Below are 20,491 nucleotides of genomic sequence, written 5' to 3' on the forward strand. Positions count from 1 at the left end.
AGCACCAATTTTCTTTTATTTTTTGCTTAAAATTCACCTTTTCATCTAAAAAATATGATAAAATATAAGTCGCATTTTGGATGATAAGATTGGAGCGTCGTTATGGGAAAAATACAAAAATTTGAGCAACTTGCTTACCTATATATCAAAAACAAAATCCTAACTAATGAATGGAAACCTGGCTACCATATTATTGAATTAAATATTTCAAACGATTTAGATATGAGTCGTAGTCCCGTCCGATCTGCTTTAGCTGTACTTGAGAAGGAGAACATTGTAGAAGTGATTCCTTATCGTGGCTATTTTGTCCTTAACAAACCAAGCTCAGAACAATTAACTGGACATAAATTACGCTATTTTAAAATTATTTGCTATCGCTTAGTGGATCGATTAAGTAAAACCGATTTTGAAAATCAGCGGGTTTCAACCATTTTATATCAAACGGTTCGTGACTTAAAACAAGCCGTTAAAAACCAAGATGACTCATTCTTCCTTAAAATATTACTCACCTATTGGGAAGAACTTTTCATTCCTGCTGATCATCCTTTCTTAGTAAAAGAAGCTAAAATCGCTATAAAACATATTATACGACATATTCAAGACGAGGTAACAACCGAACAATTTCAACACTTACAAACTATTTTAACGATTTATCTTGAGGATTTAGCCTTCGCAATTGCTCATCAACAATATCAAAACTGTCACACGATTATTCAACTACTCTCTGTACGTTTACTTCAATATGTCTCTAAAGATAATCAAACCACTTATTTAGTGACTGATCATTACCCGACTCGTCCGTAATTTATTACTATAAATTTATAATTCTTAAACGGCTGATTGATTCAGTCGTTTTTTTATCGCATGACTATAGATTGTTTGCTATACTTTATAAAACGTTACCTTATCGAAAGGAGTGACTACTGTGACTAAAGCTTTAGTAAGCTTTGCTAGTTTAACTGGAAATACTGAAGAAATGGCAGAAATCTTAGCCGATGAGCTCTCTTCATTAGGAGTTGACACTCGTTTAGAAGAATGTTCGACAGTCTTAGGCTCTGATTTCGAAGCGGTTGATATTTGTGTGGTTGCCACCTATACGTATGGTGTAGACGCAGAAATTCCTGACGAAATGTTAGATTTATATGAAGATTTAGAAACCATGAATCTAAACGGGAAAGTCTTTGCCACGTTAGGTTCTGGCGATCATTACTATCCTAAATTTTGTCAATCCGTTGATGATTTTACTGAACGTTTCTTAGCTATCGGTGCTAAACAAGTGGGTGACCCTATCAAAGCTGAGTTATCTCCTGAACCTGAAGATATTGAGGCCATTAAGGAGTTAGCACAAAAACTTGTGAACGCCGTCTCATAGTATTATAGTAGTAAAAAAGGAGGAAATATAATGAAAGATTTCGATCAATTATTAGATAAATACGCCCGTTTATTAATTGAAAAAGGGGTTAATGTTGAAGATGGAGACAATTTAATGGTTTACATCGAAACCCAAAACGCTCCCTTAGGTCGCTTATTAGCAAAACATGCTTATGCCAACGGTGCGCGTCGTGTTTATTTCACTTGGCGCGATGATTATATTGAACGACTAGAATATGATCACATGAGTACAGAAGACTTAGCTCATGTTGAAGACTATGAAAAAGCTCGTCAAGAAGACTTAATTAAAAACAAAAAAATGAGTCGTCTATCTGTTGTTTCTGGTGATCCTGATTTATTAAATGGTATCTCAAATGAAAAAATTGATACGGTACAATCTGCTCGCAGTAAAGCGTTAAAAGTTGTCCGTCAAGCAACGATGAATGACGATGTGAAATGGACCGTAGCAGCTGCTGCAGACTATGGCTGGGCCAAACACGTCTTTCCTGATTTGGCTGATGATAAACAAGCTGCTGTTGATGCACTATGGGATCAAATTTTCAAAACATGCCGTGTGTATGATGACGATCCTGTTGCAAGTTGGAACAAACACCGCGATACTTTAGAATCTAAAGCGGACTATATGAACAACAAACAGTTTGCTAAGTTACATTACACGGCTCCTGGTACAGATTTAACGATTGGTTTACCTGAAGGACACATTTGGGTAAGTGCTGAAAGCTTCAACCCTGAAGGACGTCCTTTCATTGCTAATATGCCAACTGAAGAAATCTTCACTGCTCCAGATAGTCGTGTCATTGAAGGTCATGTCACTTCAACAAAACCTTTAGCATATGCTGGATCAACCATCGAAAATATTCGCGTTAGCTTTGCAGATGGTCAAATCACAGATATTTCAGCTGATAAAAATGATCAAATTATTAAAGATTTAGTTGCTAATAATGATGGCGCTACTAGTTTAGGTGAAGTAGCATTAGTTCCTCACTCATCTCCTATTTCTCAAAGTAATTTAATCTTCTTCAATACATTATTCGATGAAAATGCATCAAATCACTTAGCTATTGGAGCTGCTTATCCAACCACTCTTAAAGGTGGTAATAAATTATCTGAAGAAGAATTAAAAGCACGTGGCCTTAACCGTAGTGATGTACACGAAGACTTCATGGTAGGTTCTGGTGAAATGGATATTGATGGAATTACTGCTGATGGTGAAACTTTCCCTATTTTCCGTAATGGCGAATGGGCTTTCTAATGTCTATTAAAAAAGGATAAACATGAATAATCGATCTCAAAAAAGACCAACAATTGAAGAACTTAATCAGCGGATTAAAAACTTAGAAAATTTAAATGTGGAAGAAACTTTAGAAACCTTAGATAAAGGTTCTCCCAAACTTAATTGGATTTACATTATCTTAGCTATGATTGGTATTTTCATCCTCGTATGGGTTGCCTTAACGCTAAGTCCTAATAATGATAATCCTGAAGAATATCCAGAAATCAATGGTGAAAAAATTGAACAACTGGAAAAGAAAATTGATCGTCTCGAAAAACGGGTCGATGAATTAGAAGAATCATAACAAAAACTCCAACCAATTTTGGTTGGAGTTTTTTCATTATGAAACTTTTAATTGTTGAATAATATGGACTAACTCTTTTCTCAATGCAAATAAAATAGCCACAATGTAAACGAGGTAAACAAGCAATCCGATACTAGTCGATAACCAATTAGCACAAATATAAAATACTAACATATGACTACCAATTAAAATAAATTCTTTAGCATTTGATCTCATAAATGTAAATTGTTTATGAGAAGCATATAAATACCACATTAAGTAGCAAACCGTTGTTGCCCAAGCAATTGCAGGAACTGATTTCGTTAAGAAGGATACCCCACTTACAAACGCTAGAGATAATCCAGCATAAGCAATACTATCACGAATATATTCTTTCTCACTTCGTTGTGTTTTATATAAATTAGCCACTAAAATTTTAGAAATAATGATATATGGAATGGCGATAAAAGTAATGGATAATAATTCGATGGCCGGCGTGTATTTATTAATAAAGAAAATAATAATAATTTTAAAAATAAAGAAAGCTAAACCACTAGCAATTCCGATTAGCATACTCATTTTTTTAATCATTGCAATCATTTTTTTATTTTGATTTTTAGATAGTAAATTATAAAAGACCATTCCGACCGCATTAACGACCAACAAAATCACATTTAATATTGAATTTTGGAACGAATACTGAGCAAAGACTTCATTTTCAAAGCCAAATTTAACGACCCAGTTACCAATTAAACCAACAAAATTCAATGACATGTTCGCAATTAAAATGAGAAAGCCCACTCGGAAAAGAGATGCTTTACCAGCTAAATCAAAGTTAAAGTGGAAACCTTCCTCTTTATAAAAATGATATTCAAAGAAGAAAAATAGAACAACTGCACTAAGAACGTTAAGTGCAATATATAATACATAATTGTCAGATTTCAGAATAAAAACCGCAAATAATAAAAATAACACATAGACAACTGATTTAGTAATACTACCAAATGAATATGTTTTAAATTGACCAATAGCTTGTAAAAAGTTTTGGTGATAAGTATTCATTGTCATAAAGAAAGTGACAATTGAAAATAAAACTAAAATAATATCTTGTCTAATCAAACTGATAATTAACATAACAGCGAAAACCAGTAGTTGAAAGATTAAGCTAAACGTATGCTCACTATGAACCTCTTGATGGTCGAGATCTGATTCTTCTAATCCACCATATTTAATATAAATGCCATCAGAAAAACCAAAATGAAATAAGTAAACGATACTTAAATATAATGTATACGTTCGATAGTTTCCATAATCCCCTACCGTTAATATTGTGGGTAGAATGAAACCAATAATAAAACTGGTCCCAAAGTTTACAATATTCGACATTGCAACACTAATGATATTCTTTAGTAATTTCATAACTTCCCCTTATCATACAAACGACCCCAAGAAGACTCGAACTTCCGACACCTCGTTTAGGAAACGAGTGCTCTATCCACTGAGCTATGGGGCCATAATATATTTTTTACTTACGATATTTATTAATATAATGCTTGGCGAAACTACCAAAATAATACACCCATTGATTATCTGAAAGCTGACTAAGTCTTCCTTCATTTGGATTAATCGGAATATCTAATAATTCCGGCCAATTTTTATCAATAATCTGCTTGTGGATTGCTTTCTTCACACGAACAGATCTTGGAATACTCAACCATAGTTCAATTAAATAGCGAGAATTAAAAATATACAATGGATGGGTATAATAGTCATAATTCACAGCATTGTTCGTAAACCAACGTCCCCATCGATTTTCCCAGAAAAACAGGTCAAATAGTGACAGATTATTTTGAGACGTTGCTTTGGCATCGCGAACCCAAGATTTAATCGCTTGTTTACTTTCTACCGAATAATTATGACTTTTAGTTACAAAATATTGAGGCGTTGCCAATTTTTCAGGTAAATTTTGACCAAAGTTACTTTTAGCTAAAGGAATAATATCCCCAGTAATAAATGCCCGATTTTTTAGTTCGCTATGCTTAAATGTGTAGGCATTTTCTAAAATACGTTGATTCACTTGTCCAGGCAATATTGCTTCAATTTTTTTCAATTCTTCAGCAGGCAAATGTTTTCTTGGCAATTTATAGTATGGCATATCATATTTTTCACTTACCATTTGTGGAACATAGACATCAGGTGTTTCATCAGTAAAACTTTCATGAATATACGTGTACAAAGCAACATTTTCTCGATTTTTGAAGAACGATAACACTAGCCGGCTATCCAATCCTGAAGTTAACGCTAAGGCTAAGTCATATTGCTCTTCCATTTGATCAATCACTCGGTTAACAATCGTAATGGTTTCATCGACCACTTCTGAAAGTTGACGCTTCGGTAAATCTTGAGAAGGAAAGTAACGGATACTCCCTTGCTTATCCCAATCTAAATAATGATTAGGAATAACAACTTTCACTTTGTCATACATCGTCATATCATACGGCATTGGTTGCTGTTGTTCCATCGCTTGTTCCCGCACTTTTTGGGCAATATTTGAAATAGGTAAATTTAATCTTTTTCCCAATTCAGAAGCACTTGAGGCAGCCATGGGTTGATTTTTAACAATACTATAATAAATAGGGATTGTCCCCGTTGCATCACCAATAAGCCGTATCCCTTCATCCGATGTATAACTGATGACAAGATAACGTCCAACTAAATATTGTAATTCAGATAACAGCTTATCAAAAGTTTCTTGTTTCGCTAAATTTCTAACAAGATTTTCTAATGATTGACTAGGTTGTCTAAAATCTAAATACTCCCCAAATAGAATAATTTCACGCCCATCTTGTTTATCATCAGAGTAACAGGATTGATTCGTTTGAAAATAACAATTACCGATGTTTACTTGATGACGAAAGCCGCTCCCTTCTCTTCTACTCAGAATATACGTCGTGTCCATCATTCCAACTCCTCATATTATTTATAGCCGTCGTTTGATTGCATGGAAAACATATTGCGTAAAATAATAACTAGCTTCCCATAATGGTAACTCTTCAATTTGATGATAAGTATGCCAAGTGCGTTTTAACGCCCCCAACCGATTGCTTGAAATGGATCCTGGCACTTGGCGATAAAAATTCAACACTTCTTTTAATCCATAAGCTTTAATCTGATACTTCCGCATTAGCATTAACCATGTGGCGGTATCTTGTCCTTTTCGAACTAAAGGCATATGGAAATTTCCTATTTGTTTACGATCAATCATCACCGTTGAACAAGCAATAGCCGTATTTTTTAATAACCCATGATAATCAAGTGACAATGGAATATTGGCACTTGGTTTTATCAATTCTCCAGAAAGATTAATAAACGCAAAGTCAGTATATGAAAAGGCTAATTGTGCAGTTTGCATGAATTCTACTTGTTTGGCTAATTTAGTGATTGCCCAAACATCATCACTATCGATAAAAGCAATGTAGTCACCATTTGCTTTATCTAATCCCACATTTCGAGCGACTGCTGCTCCCCTATTTTCACTTAACGAGATTAATTTAATTCGTGGGTCATTTTTTGAGAAATCTTTAATCACTTCAGCACTATTATCTGAAGAACAATCATCAATCAATAAATGTTCCCAATTAGTATATGTCTGTTCCAATACTGATTGCATTGTTTCAACAATCAATTTTTCCGCATTATATACAGGGGTAATTATTGAAACAACTGGTTGCTGCTCTGTCATACTATCGCTCCTTAATAGATATGAATAATTTTAACTGTTAAATGATAAAGTTTAGCAAGTTGATGTTGTTTTTTAAACCATTTTTTAGATGTTTGCCCTGATTGAATAAATAATGTGACCTCATCTGGATGTTCACTAACTTCAGCCAATGTGGATTCTTTAATTGATAATTTCGCATCATCACTATTAAAGGCTTCTTCACTCAATAAGACACGGTTAAGTTCTTGTGGATAGTTAGCAATCTCAGCAATTTCTGCTGTTGATTCTTTTTTACGATTTAATAAGTAATGATAATCCTCAAAATCCCAAGCATAATCAAACGCGTAAGTAATTTTTGAGCTAAATAGATGAATAACAAATAAAATCGCAATGACAATAAACGTACCAAGAATAAAACCTAGCACACCGTACATCACGTAACTTGATAAACTAGGAGCTAATTGGAACGTTCCTAACGTCGCTTGTGTTGGTACTTTATCTAATGAATCTTCAGGAAGGTTTTCGCCAATCTCCACTTCTGTTAACGGCGTTAATTGGAAGGTTTCCAAGAAAGGCACATCATTATTTTCTAAAATTTCTAAATAAGCTTTAGCTACCTTTAAATTATCTTCGGCTGTTTTTCCAACCATAACACGTAACGTAATTTCATCAGTTGATGTATTACGGAGAGCCGCTACTCCACCTCTGAAATCTGATGTTTTTTCGAAACCAATATTTTCTTCTGCATCTAAAGTATCTGAGATTTCAACACCTGTTTTATCTTCTACTTCTTTAACAATATCATCTCTTGTTAAATATTCATCAATAACAAATGAATTGTCCAGTAAATCACTATCTTTTTCACTCATAGCAATAAACGAAAATTCGGCAGGTTCTTGCTCATAAACTTCTGATAATAAATCATAGCTTTCTTGAACTTTTTCCTTCGTGATTTCTTCATTTGTTTTAAAATAGACATCTTCAACACGTTGATTTAATAAAAAACGAATGCCAATGGTCACTAAAGCCATAGCTAAAGCACCAATTAATATTTTCCAAATATTATCTTTAATAAATCGCCATAATTCTGCAATTAATGTGACCAAACTCATGCTTTGTCTCCTTTTAAAATAAACCGATCTTCCATAATATTAATATAAGCAAATATTAAGCCAAAAAATACCCAATGCCATTCAATTAGCATATTATTTGCGCTCGTTAAACTAGCAGCAATAAATATAAGCATAAATGCGATTAACGCATTTGTTGTCCCTAGAAATTGCTTATCTTCAACTTTTCGCAATTGAAATAAGCGATAAATACTCATAATATAAGCTGAAATATACGCAATAAAAACAAATATACCATAATTAACTAACACTTCTAACCACCAATTATGTAAGTTGAAGACATAGTTCAGAGGTAACTGGGCAAAATTTTCCAACCAATATTGTGACTGGCCAGCACCAATTCCAATCCCAAATGTTTGGGCACTAAATCCTAAACCTAAACGAATCATATTGACGCGTGCAATGTCACCGGAGATACGCTCTGTTTTATCGATGATTAATAATTGATCAAATTTTCCTAAAAAGCCCGGTTGAATAATAGCTAATGCGCAGATGCCAAGGACCCCTAATCCTATCAGGGTATAGATATGGGGTTTACGTAAATCAATTTTAAAACGCAAAACAAATATTAAGGCAAAAAATACAACTAGCATCAATAATGAGAGCCTTGAATCCGTCATATAGATTTGGAATCCTGCTCCTAAGCTCGCTAGTATAACAATTCCTTTAAAGAGAACATGACGGGTACGCGTATACAGAATAGAATTAACTGCCAAATAGGCTAGTAACATAGTGGCATAATCATTTTGATTTTCAAAAATCGTAACCGGCATTCGTGTTAACGGTTGGCTAGCAAATGTTCCGTACCTATCTAATTTCCCAACATCTGCAAATAAGTAATGATTCGTCAACAACTCACTAAATCCTAAAAGTAAGAGCAGTGTCATCATTACCCAGACACCTTTAACTAAAATTTGCCAATCATCCATCGTACGTGTTCCCATAAAAATGGCGATAATAGCCAAAATTCCAACAGTTAGCAAGAAAAGCCCACGTATCCAGGAAATCAAATCAATCGCCCATAAAATAGAGATAGCTCCCCAAAATAACCAAAAGATAAACACACCAATAATGACATGAGCATATTTATGTCGATTGAAAATTACAGGCGAATTCCCCTGTCTTAAAAGGTACGCTAAGATAGGAATCATTGCAAGAACCATCACACGATACAAACTCAACTGAAAAGCGGGAGTCGGTATAGCCAAAAATTCAGTCCCCAAAAAAACTGACATAACCAGTAACAATAACACGTTTCTCATTGTCGAGCGACTCCCGGTATGCCCAATTCTTTAGTGAAGAAATCAACATATATTTCCCCAGCCGCAGTGTTAGTGTAACCAACCTTTTCAAGAATCGCTAACCTTTCTTGTTGCTTTGGAATCGTCTTTTGAGATAGTGACAATAAGGCTTTAGCCCAAATATCATTCTCTTCATCTAATGACAAGGCCTCGACCAACCCCATTCCAAAATCAACTTCAGTTGTAATAGTATCTGCCATTAAAATAGGAATACCTGCTGCTTGTGTTTCAACGACTGTAGTCGGTAACCCTTCTGCTAATGATGGTAATATGGCAATGTCTAACACCGGTAATATAGAGACAATAGGCGCTACTCGTCCAGTAAAAATGACATTATCTTCTAAATCTAATTCAGCCACTTTATTCTTTAATTCCTCTTCTAAAGGACCGGAACCAATTATCAAACACTTAAACGCTGCATTTAAGCGTTTCAACTCTGCTAACACATGCAATGTTTTCTGATGATTTTTGATGATATTAAGACGACCGATATGTCCGATAACCAAATCTCCAGGTTGAATATTGTAATCTGCTTTTATTTTTTGGGATATTGCTTGAGCTTCTTGATTGGACCAATTATAGAGCGTCTCATCGATACTATTGGGTAAAATTTTACCAGTTGTTCCTTTGCCAAATATTGCTTGAATCGCTTCCCGACCACATCCGATAGGTTTAGTCGACGCATAGGTATTTATTTTTTGATTCATTTTTTGCTGCGTTTTAACAAAATGATGCATCCCACCTTCTTTTATATAATGAGCATGAACATAGAATTTTGCATCAGTATATTTTTTCGCTAAACGATAAAAAGGCATCATCCGATACCCTTGAATATGGCAATGAACGATTTCATATGCCTCTGATTGCATAGCAAACTTCACTTCTTGTTGGAATGTTTCCCAGCCATATTTTTTCGGATTAGACATCGAATAAATATGGCCCCCTGTTTGCTCTATTGCTGAGGTAAATTCGTCATTACACTCATCAAATGTTAAAATATCAAATTGAACATTAAAACGTGGCATTTCTTTCGCTTTGTTCATAATAAACGAAGAAATCCCACCACCAAATCCACTCATAATATGTAATATTTGAAGTGGTTTATTTAAGGTACTCATAATCTAACCCCTAACCATTTTATATTGAAAAATTTCATCCAATATTATAGCATACAAGGTACAATATGAGTACCTAAGAAAGTCTTAAGTCATAAGGACTCAACTCTAGAGGAAGAAGGAAGCTTCATGAAAGTTTTACATATTTGTTCTTATTTTTCGACATCACCAATTTTTAAACAATTATTTGATCGCCAAATTGATCACGATATAGATATCGATGTCTATGTTCCAATTGCGCACGAATACCCTAGTGACCGGATTGCTGCTAGTGGAAACTATACAACGATGGCGCGAACTCATCATCAAAATGACCGTTTGTTCTTTCATTATAAACATCATAAAATTTTTCATCATCTCAAAAAACAATTTAATTTTTCTGAGTACGACTTAATCCACGCCCACTCGTTATTTTCGAATGGTTGGTTAGCTTATCGTCTGCATAAAATGTATGGTATTCCTTATATGGTAGCCGTTCGTAGTGCCGATATTGAAACATTCTTCAAAAAAGCCAAATGGTTATGGCCAATTGGAATGAACATTTTACGTCATGCAGAGAAAGTTATCTTTATTTCACAAAATTCATATAATGAAACGTTCCAAAAATATATTCCACCTCGTATGCAAAAGACATTAAAAGCAAAAACAGAGGTTATCGCCAATGGAATTGATAACTTCTGGCATGAGCATCGGGTAGACCAACCACATCGTGAACCGCATCGTCCATTACGTTTAATTGCAACAGGTAAATTGATTAAAGCCAAACGATTAGAAACATTAGCCCAAAATGTTGAACAATTGAATCAGACCATTCCAGCCAAATTAGAAATTGTCGGACCAAATTGGGAAGATAGTATTGAAGAAAACTTAAAAAGCTATCCTCATACAACTTATTTAGGAGCTAAAAATAAAGAAGAACTCGTTGATTTATATCGTCAAGCAGATATTTTTACTTTACTTTCCTACCCTGAGACGTTCGGTTTAGTTTATGTTGAAGCCATGAGTCAAGGATTGCCAGTTGTTTATACTCAAAATGAAGGATTCGATAGTTTCTTCCCTGACTATACTGTGGGCATTGGTATTCCAAGAAATGACACTGCTGCTTTCATTTCTGGTATTCAACATATTCTAACGGATTACTCTCATATTAGTGAAACAGCTATTGTTAAGAGCCAACTTTTCCAATGGGATGATATCGTTAAAAAATATCTTGCCATTTATGATACTATCGTTAACTAATCAAACTTTGCTCAATTTTTAACAAATCTTAAGATGAATTTCGTGAGCTTTCACTAATTCTTAATGATTATATGGTATGATACTATTAATCATCAAGAATATATTTTTAAAGGAGTTAGAGAAATGAAAATTGCAGTTTTAGGTGCAGGATACGTTGGTCTATCTAACGCTATTTTACTTGCCCAACATCATAATGTCGTTCTAAATGAAATTATCGCTGAAAAAGTAGACATGATTAATGATAAGAAATCTCCTATCGTTGACAAAGAAATTTCTGACTACTTAGCAAATAAAAACTTGGAATTAGTAGCGACAACTGATAAAGAAAAAACTTATGATGGCGTTGAATTTGTAATCATTGCGACGCCAACTAACTATGATGAAAAAACTAATTATTTTGATACCTCATCTGTTGAAGATGTTATCGAAGATGCACTAAAATATGCACCAAATGCGACAATTATTATCAAATCAACCATTCCTGTCGGCTTTACAGAAGAGATGCAAGCGAAATATGATGCTGATAATATCATCTTCTCACCAGAATTCTTACGAGAAGGGCATGCATTATACGATAATTTACATCCAAGTCGGATTATTGTCGGTGCAAAAAATGAAGCCGCTCAAACATTTGCTAATTTAATGGTTGAAGGGGCTTTAGATGAAAATCCACCCGTATTATTAATGGATTCTACAGAAGCCGAAGCCACTAAATTATTTGCGAATACTTATTTAGCTGTTCGCGTATCATATTTCAATGAACTTGATACTTTTGCTGAATCAAAAGGTTTAGATACGAAATCAATTATCGACGGTGTGGGACTTGATCCACGAATCGGTAATCACTACAATAACCCATCTTTTGGTTATGGTGGTTACTGCTTACCGAAAGATACCAAACAATTAGCTGCTAACTATAAAGATGTTCCCAATAATTTGATTCGTGCTGTAGTTAAATCAAATGCAACACGTAAAAATTATATTGCAAATAAAATTATGGAAGATCACCCTGAAACGGTTGGAATTTATCGAATTACTATGAAATCTGGATCAGATAACTTCCGTCAATCGGCTGTTATTGACATCATGAAAATTTTACGTGGTGAAGGTGTCAATGTATTAGTTTACGAACCAACATTAAAAGATGATAGTATTGAAGGATTCCAAGTCGAACACGACTTTAATACGTTCACAGAAAATAGTGATATTATTCTAGCTAATCGCCTAGAAGACGATTTATTATCCGTAAAAGATAAAGTATATACTCGTGATTTATACCGGAATAACTAATGAATAAACCAAAAAGGAGCACTGATTTTTTCAGTGCTCCCTTTTTATTTTATATTAATCATCTGACATATGCGCTAAAATACTTCCTGGTGCTAACTCAACAATTTCAGTATTATCTGCGCTTTTTTCGAGACGCATCAATGAATCAATTGGAAAATCCATTTCATGATTTTCCTGATGGACTTCACATAGAACACTTACACCGACGCATTCACTATTAAATTCTTTTAGCATCGCTAGCATTCCTGAAATCGTTCCACCGCCATTCATAAAGTCATCAATCAATAACACTTTAGAATGTTCGGCTAATGAACTTTTTGTTAATTCCATTTTTTCGACTCGCGGATTCCCTTTAGTGGCATAATTAATAGATACCGTTGACCCTTCTGTCACTTTAGAATCTCGCCGTACCATAACAAACGGCACATTGAGATATAGAGCAGCCATCTGAGCAAGCGGAACCCCTTTAGTCGCCACGGTCATAATAGCATCTACTTCTTGATCAGCAAAGCGCGTCGCAATCACTTGTCCAATCAAACGTAAATACGTTGGATTCCCGATAATATCCGTTAAATAAAAATAGCCCCCTGGAAGCATACGCTCGGGGTTTTTTAAATAATCACATAAGTTTTGAATATGATTATAAGCGACTTGTTTAGACATTTTCGGAATAAAACGAACGCCACCGGATACTCCCGCTACGGTTTCAATTAATCCTAAATCAGATTGAAGGAATTGACTTTTAATGATTCCTAAATCTTCTGAAATCGATGACTTCGCTGATTGATAACGTTCAACGAAATCGGTTAATGGTGTCAGTTTATATGGATGATTAATTAAGTATTGCGTCATGTCAATGAGACGCTGACTACGTTTATATTTCATATTTTAAAGGCTCCTTGTTCGATAGTGATTAAATTATAGCGTAATTTCCTAAATTAATAAACCTTATGCACAAAAATAATTCGTATTTAGGCAATAAAAACACCCTAAAGTTTATTTAACATCCGCTTTTATAAACTTTAGAGTGTTTCTTTATTTCACTATTTTTAATACGATACTTTCAAGAATAAAAATAACAATAAAGATAGCCGTAATCGTTGCTCCTGGTGGCGTGTCAAAGAAATAACTAGTGACTAGTCCACCCCACATACCAATAAGGCCTACAATCGTAGCAACAATAATCACACCATCGAAATTTTTCATTAAACGCATCGCTATCGCAGATGGCATAATCATAATAGCAGAAACCAATAATGATCCAGCAATTGGCATAATAACAGAAATCGCTACCCCTGTAATCACAGAGAAAATAACCGACATCATTTGTGTCGGTAATCCTGCTGTGTAAGCTGTATCCTCATCAAATGAGAGCACATACAAAGGTTTTTTGAAAATTATATAGGTTAAAACTAATCCCACTGCTAATATGACTAATACCCACAGTTGCAATGACGAGATAGTCACAATCGATCCAAATAAATAGGATTCAATTCCCGTTGAACTATTCACTTTAGTTAAAAGTAACAATGCTAGAGCCATTCCTCCAGACATCAACATCGCAACAGAAATATCGGAATAATCAGAATAAACTTTCCGTAAATATTCTAATAATACAGCGGCAATCGCCACAAATAAGATTGTTGATAACGTCGGATCTAAGCTAATTAAATAACCAAATGCGACACCAGCTAATGAAATATGAGCTAACGTATCCGCCATCAAAGATTGCTTACGCAAAATAAGAAATATACCTAGAATGGGAGCTAATACTGCGATGGCACCCCCAGCTATGAATGCCCGTTGCATGAACTCATACTGAAACATCGCCATGGCGAATCCTCCTTCCGTACTAAGTGAATTTGTTTGTCAAAATACCCTTCTAGCTGATTATCATCATGAGTCACCATTAATATGGCTTTCCCGTGATGACGCGTGTTATGCTTCAACAATTGATAAAAAGCTGCACGTGAATTTTTATCCATTCCTGAAGTCGGTTCATCAAGGATAAATAAATCTGGATCAGTAGCAAAAATACGAGCAATACCGACTCGTTGCTTCTGTCCGCCAGATAACTCGCCAATTTTATGATGACGCTGCTCCCACATACCAACTGAATTTAAAGCACGTTTCACATGTTCATAATCCATATCATCTAATTTTTTAAACCAGCGATGTTGTTGATAACGACCTGACTTCACAAATTCATAAACAGTACTTGGAAAACCAGCATTAAAGCTCGTTAATGTTTGCGGCACATAACCAATTTGCATTTTTTCTCCAGCCGCATTCTTATCACTAATAACGGCAGATCCTTGATCTGGATCAAGCAATCCTAAGATATTACGTAATAAGGTTGTTTTAGCAGCCCCATTTTCTCCAGTTAAAATGACAAACTCCCCTTGATCAACAGTAAAGCTAATGTCATCGAGTACGGGCTCATTATCCCAAGCAAAGCCTAGTTTATCGACTGTAATATAGTGCATCCCGGTACTCCTTTCTTTTTTTATTCTCTGATTCATTACGATTTTATTAACGTTAATCGTAATGACTACGACTACTAAATAAATTTAGCATACTCCTTTCATAACTGCAACTGTTTCCGTTTATACATCTGTTTTATAGAAAATTAAACACGTATCTCTTGCTATTTCTTATTTGACTACTTACAATAAGTTAGCTTTATTCTAATTCTTTTCGAGAGGAGTTTTTTCAATGAATAAGGAAGATAAGATTCGTATTTTACAAACAGTTACTCAAATAGAATCGATTAATTCTAATGAGGCTCAAGTTGCTGATTATTTGGCCAAAATCTTTGCTGATTATCACATTTATAATAAACAAGTTAAATATAGTGAAGGACGTCATAATCTCATCGCCGAAATGGGAACCAAAGGAGATAAAGTTTTAGCAGTAAGTGGGCATATGGATGTCGTCGCACCTGGTGATGATAACGAATGGACTTATCCACCTTTTTCAGGAGAAATTGTTGGCGATAAATTATACGGTCGTGGAACAACCGACATGAAAGCTGGCCTAGCTGCTCTAGTTGTCGCAATGTGTGAACTAAAAGAAGAAGAAGCTACTCTTAATGGGGTTGTTCGTTTTCTAGGTACAGTAGGAGAAGAAATAGGACGCGTAGGATCTAAGCAACTCGTTAACGAAGGATACGCCGATGACATTGATGGTTTACTTATTGGTGAACCAACTGGTAATACGATTGCTTATACTCACAAAGGATCAATGAATTTTACAGTCACTGCTAAGGGAAAATCCGCTCACTCATCAATGCCTGAAGAAGGAATCAATTCAATTACTCATATGGCAAAATTTATCCAATCCTTTAACCATGTCATGGAAGACATTACCAATAAATACGAAAATCCTGATTTAGGACGAACCGCGGCTAGTATTACGGTTATCACTGGTGGTGAACAAGTAAATTCTATTCCTGCTAAAACCACCGTGCAAGGCAACATTCGTACTATTCCAGAATTTCCCAATGATAAAATTAAACAAAGCTTGGCTTCTATTATTGAAACGTTTAATAAAGATGAACAGACATCGTTATCAATTACTTGAGAAGTAAACGATCATTCTGTCGCCAAAGCTCGCGACTCCAAACTGGTACAGATTTTTGACCATTTAACTACCGACAACATCACTCCAGGAGGCATTTCTCCGGTTACCGATTCAGAGCCTTTCTCGCAAATCCCTCACAACTTCGATTTAGTTATTTATGGACCAGGAGTAGCTCATCTCCCTCATCAAACTGATGAATACGTCAATATTTCTGACTATTTACATTTTATTGACTTATATAAAGAAGCCATAAAACAATATCTTAGTTAGTTTTTTCAAATAGTCCATTTAATATAGATTAATTGCTACATAAATAACAGATATTAAAAAGTTTTGTATCACCATTCAGAAAACTTCAAAACATTTTTCATAACTGATCCTACAATTACTAGTTAATAATTGTACATAGAAAACTCCCTCTAAGTAGCTCACTTATTAAGTAGCTACTTTAGAGGGAGTAATATTTAAGTCCTAATAGGATTTTTCTCATATTTATTTTATGATGATATATTGTCTTGCATTTTTAAATCTCGTCCACTTTTTATAATCTAACAATAAATTGGCAGTTAATCTTCAATATAAATTCTATATGCATTATTATGGTACAACAATCTATATTCACCTAAGACAAACTCTCTAAACTGATTATGAAATTCTCCTGCTTTTTGAACCTCAAAATCACTTCTAGTTACTATTAAACGCGGTTTTTTATTTCTCATGTCATACCAAAATTCTTCTTTTATTTTATTATTTTCATCAATATTGCCAGCAGGTAAATTAAAGTATTTAGTATTTGCTAGTCGATTAGATTCAATATAAAACAAACCAGACAACCTATGTGAATAGATTAAATCATCTTTATCAGTATTTTCTATAATTTTTTTACTGTTTCGACCTTATTTTGATTAATTGGATCAGTTAAATTAGAGGTATGATAAACATAATTGTAATTATATAAAGCTATAGGTGATAGTAAAACTCCTGTTGCTAATACACTTTTAATTACATTATTAATTTTCTTATCCTCTAATATTGAGCTTCTATAAAAAATTCCTATTAAATATATAGCAACTAATGGAATAAGCACTGTTAAATAATGAAGATATTCTCTTCTAGAAATGATTACTGATAATAAGGAAATAATAGTGCTTAAATGCAAGCCGAAATCAAAAAAACTTACCTCGGATTCATAAATATAAATAGAATATATAACAAAAAAAGAAACCAATACAGGATTCAAAAACAATTCACTGAATAACTCTCTAAATGGCAATGAAAAAGAATCAATATACGTAAAATTATATGTAATATTTTGATAAATTGCATCACCTAATGCATTATTAATTACTAAATAAATTATCGTCGGAACAATAATAATTAATGCTCCTAAAACAAAAAAAGAACCATCTATATATATTCTTTTGAAATCTTTTTTTATTAAGTACTCTATGAGTATTATGAGTATAAAACCAGCCCACACTGAAATCATGTTGACTCTGAGAAACAAAGTTAAAGCGAAAGTTATACCGATTATAGTTATTTCCCAATATTTCAAACCATGTATATAATATTTACTAAATAGATATAACGCTATAGAGATCGGTAATAAAGCATATTCCTCACTTAAATTTCCTCCCTCTAATAACACAGGTAAAAATAATGATATTGCTCCAGAAAGTAAAATTGAAAGAAAAACGTTAAGTTTTAGCAAAGACGTCTTATAGACAAAAAATAAAAAAAGAAAAAGAAAAAGAAATTCTACAATAAAGAGTCCATTATTTCCTATAATTTCAGCAATATAATTAATAAAAAATAAAAATGGTCCTTTATGATCAAAAATATCACGATAAATGACTCTTCCCTGATCCATCGCCATACCAAAGTATTGAAACATACTGGAATCATGTTTAGGAAGAGTCAAATACTGCGGTGAAGAATTTAAAGTATAGTAACTTGTTAAAAACGCAAACGCTAACGTAGAGAATATGCCATATAAATATTCTCTATATTTTTTTATTTTCATATTTTATTCCAAACTTTCTTTTTTCATTTAACTATTAGTTTATCATGGACATATAGTAAAATAAATAAATATTTTATTTACTTCAGAATATCCCATTATTTTTTATAAAAGTTTAGAAATCTAATTCATTCTGCTTAAAAACTAACCATTTACTTGCAATATAATTTATAATAATTACAATCACTTGAACAATAATCTTAGCAGTAAAGTCTGGAACTCCTAAATAAGTGATTAAAAGTAACATTAACAACATATCCATCAATCCACTTAGTGCACGCACTAAAACAAATGAGAAAAATTCACGCAGAATCTCCAACGGGGTTTCTCGCGAAGAATGAAATACCCATAGTTTATTTGTAACATAAGCAAATATAATGGATAGAATAATTGCCCATAAATTTGCCCATAGATAATGCCAACCTAAAACCGTATTCAATAAATAAAATACTGCAATATTAACAATAGTTGTTAATACTCCAAAAAAAACATACGCTATTATCTCTCTTAACCGAGAATAATTAATTTGTTTCATTAATAAATTTCACCTTTTGTACCCTAACTAAATAGACTTCATCACAAAATCCTTTTAGCGCATTATATATTCGTTGGCCTTTTTTATAATTTTTCGTAAATCCAATAATCGTCGGCCCTGATCCACTCATTGTGACCCCATCAGCCCCAAATTGTTTAAGTTTAGCTTTTAACGTGGCTAATTCAGGATGGGCATTAAATGTCACCGTTTCTAAACTATTTCCCGTCGCAGCCATGATTTGATTGTAGTTACCTGCTTTAATACCAGCAATGACGTCGTCAGCATTTAATGGCACATTAAGTTTCTGGACTTGTAATTGTTTAAAAATCTTACGTGTTGAAACACTAATCCCTGGTTTCGCTAAGATTGCCCAACAGTAGGGCATATCCGGTAACTGGGTAATTTGTTCTCCTCGTCCTTCTGCTAATGCCGTTCCAGCATTTAATGAGTAAGGAACATCTGACCCAATTTCATTCGCAATATGAATTAACTCTTGCCAAGAATAGTCTAGATGCCATAATTTATTCAACCCTCGAATAACTGCAGCTGCATCTGTACTGCCTCCGCCAAGGCCTGCTGCTACAGGAATTCGTTTTTCAATATAAATTTTAACCCCTCGTTTTTGAGGTAAACGTTCTTGCATTAGCTTAGCAGCTTGATACGCATGATTTCGACGATCTTCAGGTAAAAACGCGCGCGATGTCTCTACAATAATCTCCTCTCCAGAAACATCTGTTAGAGTCACCACATCCGATAAATCCACACTCGCCATGACCATCCGTACTTCATGATAGTCATCATCCCGCTTAAATAAAATATCCTGTGCTAAGTTTATTTTTGCAGGAGCTGTCTCTTGTATTTCCATCCAATCACCTCCACGTCATCATAAGTTATTTTTATTCTACCATTCCCTTACTTGATAGCAAAGAAAAAGCGTCATAAAGCATTTTTGAAACGCTACCCTAAAATAGAAACTAAAAAAGTAATCTACTTTAAAGAAATTTTTTATGTTCAAATAGTAAACTTTCTAATTCAGAAATTCTATAATCCAATACACATAATTGAAACCTGTTAGATCAGGAATTTCAAAAAGAAAAACCTCCGATAATGACTTTATAGAGGCAGAAATTTTTACTATACTTCTCATAATTATCTCCAAACACCAGTAGATACATAAGATATCCAAATTGGTAGATATAGTAATGATGATTTCATAGAGAATTATAAAAAATATATTTTGCTATTTTTTTATAATTCTGAAAGCCTATTGACCTTAAAATTTTAAATCTACTATTTTATCACTTTTTAATACTATGTTACGCTTCATAGAGATAACTATAAAACTTACACAGATTTAGAATAGATAGGTAATAGTTCAAATTATTATATTCCGCACGTGATAGTAAAATGAAATTAAGAATCTTAAACACCATCTTAACGATTGCTCTCTTTATCAGTCTATTTATCATTCCTAAAAATTACTTTTTTATAAAATTAGTGTTAATGATAAGCTTTATTGTATGGATTTGGTGGGGAGATAAAATAATAAAAGATTAATAGCGGACTATTATAAATTCATAACCTAAACACAAAAATATTATATAAATTAT

At 33.7% G+C, this 20,491-nt stretch carries 20 protein-coding genes and 1 tRNA gene; 7 read left to right on the forward strand and 14 right to left on the reverse strand.

From position 1 onward, the window contains the following. Positions 1 to 102: 102 nt before the first annotated feature. From B8955_RS01350 to B8955_RS01365, 4 genes are all read left to right on the forward strand, one after another. Positions 103 to 804 carry a GntR family transcriptional regulator gene (locus tag B8955_RS01350; RefSeq protein WP_084097879.1) on the forward strand — a complete coding sequence of 234 codons (702 nt, stop codon included), beginning with the start codon at positions 103 to 105 and terminating at the stop codon, positions 802 to 804. 121 nt (positions 805 to 925) lie between these two features. After that, positions 926 to 1,372 carry a flavodoxin gene (locus B8955_RS01355; protein WP_084097880.1) on the forward strand — a complete coding sequence of 149 codons (447 nt, stop codon included), beginning with the start codon at positions 926 to 928 and terminating at the stop codon, positions 1,370 to 1,372. Positions 1,373 to 1,402: 30 nt separating this feature from the next. After that, positions 1,403 to 2,644: an aminopeptidase gene (locus B8955_RS01360; protein ID WP_084097881.1), complete on the forward strand. Its 1,242-nt coding sequence runs from the start codon at positions 1,403 to 1,405 to the stop codon at positions 2,642 to 2,644. A gap of 22 nt (positions 2,645 to 2,666) precedes the next feature. Further along, positions 2,667 to 2,969 (forward strand): hypothetical protein, encoded by a 303-nt coding sequence (locus tag B8955_RS01365; protein WP_084097882.1) that lies wholly within the window; start codon positions 2,667 to 2,669, stop codon positions 2,967 to 2,969. A 36-nt stretch (positions 2,970 to 3,005) separates the two neighbouring features. On the opposite strand, the gene B8955_RS01370 is transcribed toward B8955_RS01365, so the two are convergent. From B8955_RS01370 to B8955_RS01400, 7 genes are all read right to left on the reverse strand, one after another. After that, on the reverse strand, positions 3,006 to 4,367 hold the full coding sequence (locus tag B8955_RS01370) for an oligosaccharide flippase family protein (protein ID WP_084097883.1): 1,362 nt from the start codon (positions 4,365 to 4,367) through the stop codon (positions 3,006 to 3,008). A 21-nt stretch (positions 4,368 to 4,388) separates the two neighbouring features. Beyond that, positions 4,389 to 4,461, reverse strand: a tRNA-Arg gene (locus tag B8955_RS01375). 12 nt (positions 4,462 to 4,473) lie between these two features. After that, complete coding sequence (locus B8955_RS01380; RefSeq protein ID WP_159444409.1) at positions 4,474 to 5,910, reverse strand: hypothetical protein; 1,437 nt, start codon at positions 5,908 to 5,910, stop codon at positions 4,474 to 4,476. A gap of 18 nt (positions 5,911 to 5,928) precedes the next feature. Continuing rightward, entirely contained in the window at positions 5,929 to 6,690 is a 762-nt protein-coding gene (locus tag B8955_RS01385) for a glycosyltransferase family 2 protein (RefSeq protein WP_084097885.1), read from the reverse strand. A gap of 11 nt (positions 6,691 to 6,701) precedes the next feature. Beyond that, positions 6,702 to 7,781 carry a hypothetical protein gene (locus B8955_RS01390; RefSeq protein ID WP_084097886.1) on the reverse strand — a complete coding sequence of 360 codons (1,080 nt, stop codon included), beginning with the start codon at positions 7,779 to 7,781 and terminating at the stop codon, positions 6,702 to 6,704. Then, positions 7,778 to 9,061, reverse strand: a complete 1,284-nt coding sequence (locus tag B8955_RS01395; RefSeq protein WP_234983494.1) for an O-antigen ligase family protein — start codon at positions 9,059 to 9,061, stop codon at positions 7,778 to 7,780. Before B8955_RS01395 ends, B8955_RS01390 begins: the two co-directional genes overlap by 4 nt. Beyond that, positions 9,058 to 10,218, reverse strand: coding sequence for a glycosyltransferase (locus tag B8955_RS01400; RefSeq protein WP_084097887.1), 1,161 nt, complete (start codon positions 10,216 to 10,218; stop codon positions 9,058 to 9,060). Before B8955_RS01400 ends, B8955_RS01395 begins: the two co-directional genes overlap by 4 nt. 126 nt (positions 10,219 to 10,344) lie before the next feature. On the opposite strand from B8955_RS01400, the gene B8955_RS01405 reads away from it, so the two are divergent. Next, positions 10,345 to 11,454 (forward strand): glycosyltransferase family 4 protein, encoded by a 1,110-nt coding sequence (locus tag B8955_RS01405; RefSeq protein WP_084097888.1) that lies wholly within the window; start codon positions 10,345 to 10,347, stop codon positions 11,452 to 11,454. Between the two features lie 123 nt (positions 11,455 to 11,577). After that, positions 11,578 to 12,744, forward strand: a complete 1,167-nt coding sequence (locus B8955_RS01410; protein WP_084097889.1) for a nucleotide sugar dehydrogenase — start codon at positions 11,578 to 11,580, stop codon at positions 12,742 to 12,744. A 54-nt stretch (positions 12,745 to 12,798) separates the two neighbouring features. Here B8955_RS01410 and purR read toward each other — a convergent pair whose 3' ends face one another. From purR to B8955_RS01425, 3 genes are all read right to left on the reverse strand, one after another. Further along, positions 12,799 to 13,629: a pur operon repressor gene (gene purR / locus B8955_RS01415; protein ID WP_084097890.1), complete on the reverse strand. Its 831-nt coding sequence runs from the start codon at positions 13,627 to 13,629 to the stop codon at positions 12,799 to 12,801. 150 nt (positions 13,630 to 13,779) lie between these two features. After that, positions 13,780 to 14,577 (reverse strand): metal ABC transporter permease, encoded by a 798-nt coding sequence (locus tag B8955_RS01420; protein WP_084097891.1) that lies wholly within the window; start codon positions 14,575 to 14,577, stop codon positions 13,780 to 13,782. Further along, entirely contained in the window at positions 14,535 to 15,230 is a 696-nt protein-coding gene (locus tag B8955_RS01425) for a metal ABC transporter ATP-binding protein (RefSeq protein WP_084097892.1), read from the reverse strand. The genes B8955_RS01420 and B8955_RS01425 overlap by 43 nt, the downstream gene beginning before the upstream one ends. Positions 15,231 to 15,459: 229 nt before the next feature. On the opposite strand from B8955_RS01425, the gene B8955_RS01430 reads away from it, so the two are divergent. Then, on the forward strand, positions 15,460 to 16,326 hold the full coding sequence (locus B8955_RS01430; RefSeq protein ID WP_234983495.1) for an ArgE/DapE family deacylase: 867 nt from the start codon (positions 15,460 to 15,462) through the stop codon (positions 16,324 to 16,326). Positions 16,327 to 16,892: 566 nt separating this feature from the next. On the opposite strand, the gene B8955_RS01435 is transcribed toward B8955_RS01430, so the two are convergent. The 4 genes from B8955_RS01435 to ispE all read right to left on the reverse strand — a co-directional run bounded on the left by B8955_RS01435 (position 16,893) and on the right by ispE (position 19,746). Then, positions 16,893 to 17,150 carry a hypothetical protein gene (locus B8955_RS01435; protein WP_084097893.1) on the reverse strand — a complete coding sequence of 86 codons (258 nt, stop codon included), beginning with the start codon at positions 17,148 to 17,150 and terminating at the stop codon, positions 16,893 to 16,895. A gap of 47 nt (positions 17,151 to 17,197) precedes the next feature. After that, positions 17,198 to 18,349 (reverse strand): hypothetical protein, encoded by a 1,152-nt coding sequence (locus B8955_RS01440; protein WP_084097894.1) that lies wholly within the window; start codon positions 18,347 to 18,349, stop codon positions 17,198 to 17,200. A gap of 112 nt (positions 18,350 to 18,461) precedes the next feature. Continuing rightward, complete coding sequence (locus B8955_RS01445) at positions 18,462 to 18,881, reverse strand: GtrA family protein (RefSeq protein WP_084097895.1); 420 nt, start codon at positions 18,879 to 18,881, stop codon at positions 18,462 to 18,464. Continuing rightward, positions 18,868 to 19,746, reverse strand: coding sequence for a 4-(cytidine 5'-diphospho)-2-C-methyl-D-erythritol kinase (ispE, locus tag B8955_RS01450; RefSeq protein ID WP_084097896.1), 879 nt, complete (start codon positions 19,744 to 19,746; stop codon positions 18,868 to 18,870). Before ispE ends, B8955_RS01445 begins: the two co-directional genes overlap by 14 nt. Between the last annotated feature and the right edge of the window lie 745 nt (positions 19,747 to 20,491).

The sequence above is a fragment of the Aerococcus suis genome, from assembly GCF_900176325.1.
Classification (GTDB): Bacteria; Bacillota; Bacilli; order Lactobacillales; family Aerococcaceae; genus Aerococcus; species Aerococcus suis.